Origin of the sequence: Streptomyces sp. NPDC032472 (genome assembly GCF_040636955.1) — a bacterium.
In the GTDB taxonomy this organism is placed as follows: Bacteria; Actinomycetota; Actinomycetes; order Streptomycetales; family Streptomycetaceae; genus Streptomyces.
The window spans coordinates 1-4,395 of sequence record NZ_JBEZVK010000167.1; the positions used below are offsets into that span (position 1 = coordinate 1).

Annotated in this window: 7 protein-coding genes; all 7 read right to left on the reverse strand. The window is 76.9% G+C overall.

All coding sequences use genetic code 11. The features are described 5' to 3' along the window. Window positions 1-139 precede the first annotated feature (139 nt). Entirely contained in the window at window positions 140-1,972 is a 1,833-nt protein-coding gene (locus AB0F11_RS37625) for a proton-conducting transporter membrane subunit (protein WP_362184273.1), read from the reverse strand. Between the two features lie 8 nt (window positions 1,973-1,980). Next, window positions 1,981-2,328 carry a sodium:proton antiporter gene (locus AB0F11_RS37630; protein ID WP_362184287.1) on the reverse strand — a complete coding sequence of 116 codons (348 nt, stop codon included), beginning with the start codon at window positions 2,326-2,328 and terminating at the stop codon, window positions 1,981-1,983. An 11-nt stretch (window positions 2,329-2,339) separates the two neighbouring features. Then, window positions 2,340-3,062, reverse strand: a complete 723-nt coding sequence (locus AB0F11_RS37635) for an MnhB domain-containing protein (RefSeq protein WP_362184290.1) — start codon at window positions 3,060-3,062, stop codon at window positions 2,340-2,342. A 41-nt stretch (window positions 3,063-3,103) separates the two neighbouring features. Next, window positions 3,104-3,439, reverse strand: a complete 336-nt coding sequence (locus tag AB0F11_RS37640; RefSeq protein ID WP_362184275.1) for a DUF4040 domain-containing protein — start codon at window positions 3,437-3,439, stop codon at window positions 3,104-3,106. Beyond that, window positions 3,432-3,743 (reverse strand): monovalent cation/H(+) antiporter subunit G, encoded by a 312-nt coding sequence (locus AB0F11_RS37645; RefSeq protein WP_362184278.1) that lies wholly within the window; start codon window positions 3,741-3,743, stop codon window positions 3,432-3,434. The genes AB0F11_RS37640 and AB0F11_RS37645 overlap by 8 nt, the downstream gene beginning before the upstream one ends. A gap of 1 nt (window position 3,744) precedes the next feature. Continuing rightward, complete coding sequence (locus AB0F11_RS37650; protein ID WP_362184281.1) at window positions 3,745-4,134, reverse strand: MrpF/PhaF family protein; 390 nt, start codon at window positions 4,132-4,134, stop codon at window positions 3,745-3,747. Next, the coding region (locus tag AB0F11_RS37655; RefSeq protein ID WP_362184284.1) for a hypothetical protein at window positions 4,131-4,395 on the reverse strand (265 nt) is incomplete at its 5' end. The genes AB0F11_RS37655 and AB0F11_RS37650, both read right to left, overlap by 4 nt.

Genomic DNA, 4,395 nt, shown 5'->3' on the forward strand with positions numbered 1-4,395 from the left:
CGGGCGTCGGCGGAGCCGGCTGGGCTTCCGGGGCTCCGCCCCGGACCCCGCGCCTCAAACGTCGGCGGGGCTGGAATTGACGACCCTCGGCTCAGGCGCTGGCGGGGCTGGGATGGCGAGCCTCGGCTTCGGAGGGTGGCTAGCCGGCGCCGGGGTGGGGCATTTGGAGGGCCAGGGTGATGAGGAGGGCGGCCAGGCCTGCGGCCAGCCAGGCCAGGTAGTCGCCCACCAGGCCCGAGTGGAGGCGGCGCAGGGGAAGGACGGCCAAGCGGAGCGTTCTGCGCAGGCGGGCGCCGGCCGGGTACCAGAGGCCGGCCGCGGCCAGCAGGCAGGCCAGGGCCGCGGAGAGCAGGCCGAGGCCCACGCCCGCCGCGGTCCACTCCATCGGGGCCGAAGAGGCCAGCGTGGCGCCCGGCGGCGCGCTCCCGCCGGCCGCAGCCGCGTACCCCGTCCGGTCGGTGAACAGGGCCCCGCCGTGCCCGAGGCCCCGCGGCACCGACCCGACGGTGCCGACGAGCAGGCCGAGGCCGAGGAGGACGGCCGGCACGGCCACCATGGGCCGGGGCGGTGACCGCCGGGCGGCCCGCACCTCCGGCTCCTCCCCCTCCCCCATGGTCTCGGCATCGCCGGCGGCCTCGCGCGGCCGCGGGCCCGCCCCCAGGAAGATCCGGCCGGCGGCGCGCAGCAGCGTGCCCCCGGTCACGGTGGAGGCCAGCAGGAACACCGGCATCAGGGCGGGGCCCGCGTCCTCCTCGGCGAGCGCCTTGCCCAGCCCCGCCCCGAACGGCGGCAGCCCGGCCAGGACCAGCGCGCCGAGGGCGAAGAGGAGGCCGACGGTGCGGTGGGCGCGGGCCCTGCCGTACAGGCCGTGCTCGTCGACGGACCCGTACTGGTCGAGCAGGACCCCGCTGAGCCCGAACAGGGCGGCCTTGGCGCAGCCGTGCCCGGCCACGTACACGGCGGTGGCGCCGGTCGCGGCCGGGGTGAGGAGGGCGACGCCGACGAGGAACAGCCCGACGTGGCTGACGGTGGAGAAGGCCAGCATCCGCTTCAGGTGGCGCTGTGGCCAGCACATCAGCGCCCCGAGCAGCGCCGTGACCACGCCGACCGCCACGAAGGTGGCCCGGAAGGCCTCCTGCGGGATCCCGCCGGGCCCGGCGAAGACGGTCCAGTAGACGCGGGCGACGCCGTACACGCCGAGTTCCACCATCACCCCGGACATCAGCATGCACACCGGTGTGGGCGCCACCGCATGCGCGTCGGGCAGCCAGAAGTGGAACGGCACGGCGGCGGCCTTGACCAGGAAGGCGGTCATGACGAGGACGAACGCGGCCACCGTCAGGGCGTCGGCGCCGTGCCCGGCCAGCTGCTCCCCGAGCCGGGCGAGGTTCAGCTCGCCGGTACGGGCGTACAGCATGGCGATGCCGAGCAGCGAGCCGTACGCGGCGAAGGAGGTGACGAGGCCGAAGGCCAGGGCCCCCTGGAGCGGGCGCGGGTCCTCGATGCGGTAGCCGGTGAGCGCGTACGCGGCGACGCTCATCAGCTCGAAGAAGACGAAGGCGTTGAACAGGTCGGCGGTGAGGGCGAAGCCGGTCATGCCCGCCTCGAAGAGCAGGATCAGCGCGGGGAAGAGCCCGGCCCGGTCGCCGGACGGCTCGTCGAAGTAGCGCCAGGCGTAGACGACCACGGCGAGGACCAGGACCGAGGCCAGCAGGGCCAGCCCGGTGCCGAGCGGGTCCGCCAGCAGCACGATCCCGATCCGCGCCGGGTGGCCGCCCATCCGGGCGCTCGCCCGCTCGGCCGCATGCGGCCACAGCAGGGCCAGGCAGGCGACGTCGGCGGCCGCGGCGGCCGTCGCGAGGAGGTCGCAGCCGAGCCGGGGCAGCCGGCGGCCGGCCACGGCCAGGACGGCGGCCCCGATCAGCGGGATGGCCACGGCGAGCGGCAGCAGGGTCTCGGCGGCGGGAAGCATGGCCGCTCTCAGCCCCGCAGCGCGGTGAGCGCCTGCGGGTCGACCGTGCCGTGGCGTTTGCGCAGCTGGATGGTGAGGGCGAGCAGGAGGGCGGTCACGGTGGCCCCGACGACGATGTCGGTGAGCGTCAGGGCCTGCACGACGCCGTCGACGACGGGCCGGCTGCCGGGGACGAGGTCGCCGTAGACGGGGGCGGTGGCGCCGCGGCGGTAGCCGACGCCCAGCAGCATCAGGTACGTGGAGGACTGCGCGACGGCGAGGCAGCCGACGGCGTGGATGAGGTTGCGGCTGGTCACCAGGCCGTACAGGGCGACGAGCAGCACCCATCCGGCGGCCAGGAACGGCAGGGCGGCCATCGGCTCCTCCATCAGCTCTCGTCCTCCTTCGGGCCGCGGCCGGACGGCCCGCCCGGTTCGGTGATCTCGACGGCCTGGTCGAGGAAGTGGGCGAGCAGCACGATCAGGCCCGAGCCGACCTCGATGCCGACGGCGGCGTTGAAGAGCGGGACCATGCCGCCGGAGGTGATCGTGTTGAACTCCCCGAAGGGCAGCACGTTCTCCAGGAACGCGCCGCCGGCGGCGAGGCCCGCCAGACCCAGCGCGGTGAAGGACGCCGCGGCGAGTACGTCGGTGGCGTCGAGCGCGGCCAGCGGCCGGACCCGTTCCAGGACCCGGTAGTCGGCGGCGAGGTAGGCCAGGTGGAGGGCGGTGGCGAGGACGACGCCGCCCTGGAAGCCGCCGCCCGGGGTGAGTTGCCCGTGGGCGACGATGTACGCGCCGACGGTCAGGGCGACGGGCAGCAGGGCGACGCCGAGCAGCCGGGTCGTGGGCAGGGCCTGCTCCGGGCGGGGCGGCGCCCGGCGCTCGTCGCGGGCGAGGCGCAGCAGCAGGGTGGAGGCCAGCACGGCGGCGAGCAGGATGGTCTCCTCGCCGAGGGTGTCGAGGGCACGGAGGTCGAAGTTGACCGAGGACACCACGTTCGCGGTGTGGTGGGCGAGGGCGGCGGCGACGGCGCGGTCGCCGTAGGGGTGGCGGTCGGTGCCGAAGGGGGGCAGCCGCAGGGCGGCGGCGGCGAAGAAGGCGCCGATCACGGCGGCGGCGCAGCCGAAGAGGACGGTGCGGGGGAAGTCCTTCACGGCCGCCGCCCGCCCTGCTGCCCGGGCGGGAGCTCGTCCGGGGTCGCCCGCTCGCCCGGGGACGCCCGCTCGCCCTGGGACACCCGCTCGTCCGCGGGCGGGCGCCGGACCTTGCGGGCGGTCAGCAGGATCAGCAGCGGCGTCAGCGCCGTGCCGACCGCCAGCTGCGAGAGCGCGACGTCGGGGGCCTGGAGGACGGTGAACAGGACGGTCAGGGCGAGTCCGAGGACGGCGAGCGCCACCGCCTGGCGCACCGGCTCGCGGCACAGCACGGCGAGGGTCGCGGCCGCGACGACGAGCAGCAGGGCCGTGGCGGTCAGCGCGTCATCCATGTCCGTCCCCGACCCCGGCCCCGCCGTCGGCCTGTGCGCCCTGGCACTCCTCGGCGACCACCTTGCCGACGGCGATGGTGGTGACCGTCCCGCCGACGGCGAACAGCAGGCCGATCAGGAGCGTCTTCACGGCGGCCCGGCCCGCGCCCTGCTCCAGGGCCACGGCGCAGGCGATCAGCGGGACGCCGAGCCCGGACGCCGGGGTCAGCGCGTGCAGCCGCTCCAGGCCCCCGCGCAGCAGGGCCAGCGCCGCCGCGGATGCGAGGACGCACGCGGTGCCCGCCCACAGCAGGACGGCGGCCACGTCAGCCGTCCCCGGAGGGCGGCCGGGGGCCGGCGAAGCGGGTGAAGACCAGCACCCCGGCCGGGGAGATCACGGCGAGGACGAGCGCCAGATCCTGGTAGGCGGGCCGCCCGTACGCCATCGGCAGGACGAGCAGCACGGCGCCGACCACGGTCCCGGCCAGGCACAGCCCGACGAGGCGCCGTACGGCACTCCCCCGGCCCGCGGCCCACAGGCAGACGGGAAACGCCACCGCGAGCAGCACGAGCGCAGCCGCCTGCCACGCGCCGACCGGCACGGAGCCGGCCGCGACGGGCCCGGGCGTCCAGGGCCCCGGCGCCCAGGGCCCGTGCGCCCAGGGCCCGTGCGTCCCGGGCCCGTGCGTCCAGGCCCTGGGCACGAGCGGGGTCACCGGGCGCCGCCCCGGTCGGTGACGGCGCGCTCCGCGGCGGAGGAGCGGTTCGCGAGGGTGTGGACGACGGCCTCCCCGGTGCCTTCCGGCAGGTCGACGACGCAGGTGTCCGCGGACCATCCCAGGGCCACGCCGGCCCAGCCCGGGTCCGCCCCGGCCCGCAGGCGGACCCGCCGGGTGCGGGCGGTCCGGGTCCGCGGCCGGGCGAGGGCGGCCAGTAGTACGCCCAGGCCCCGCACCGCCGCCACCGGCAGCGCCGCG

What these genes read in the sequence shown, in the direction of transcription:
- AB0F11_RS37640 (WP_362184275.1), bottom strand. Translation starts at nt 3,439, where the DNA reads ATGGATGACGCGCTGACCGCCACGGCCCTGCTGCTCGTCGTCGCGGCC.
- AB0F11_RS37630 (WP_362184287.1), bottom strand. Translation starts at nt 2,328, where the DNA reads ATGGCCGCCCTGCCGTTCCTGGCCGCCGGATGGGTGCTGCTCGTCGCC.
- AB0F11_RS37625 (WP_362184273.1), bottom strand. Translation starts at nt 1,972, where the DNA reads ATGCTTCCCGCCGCCGAGACCCTGCTGCCGCTCGCCGTGGCCATCCCG.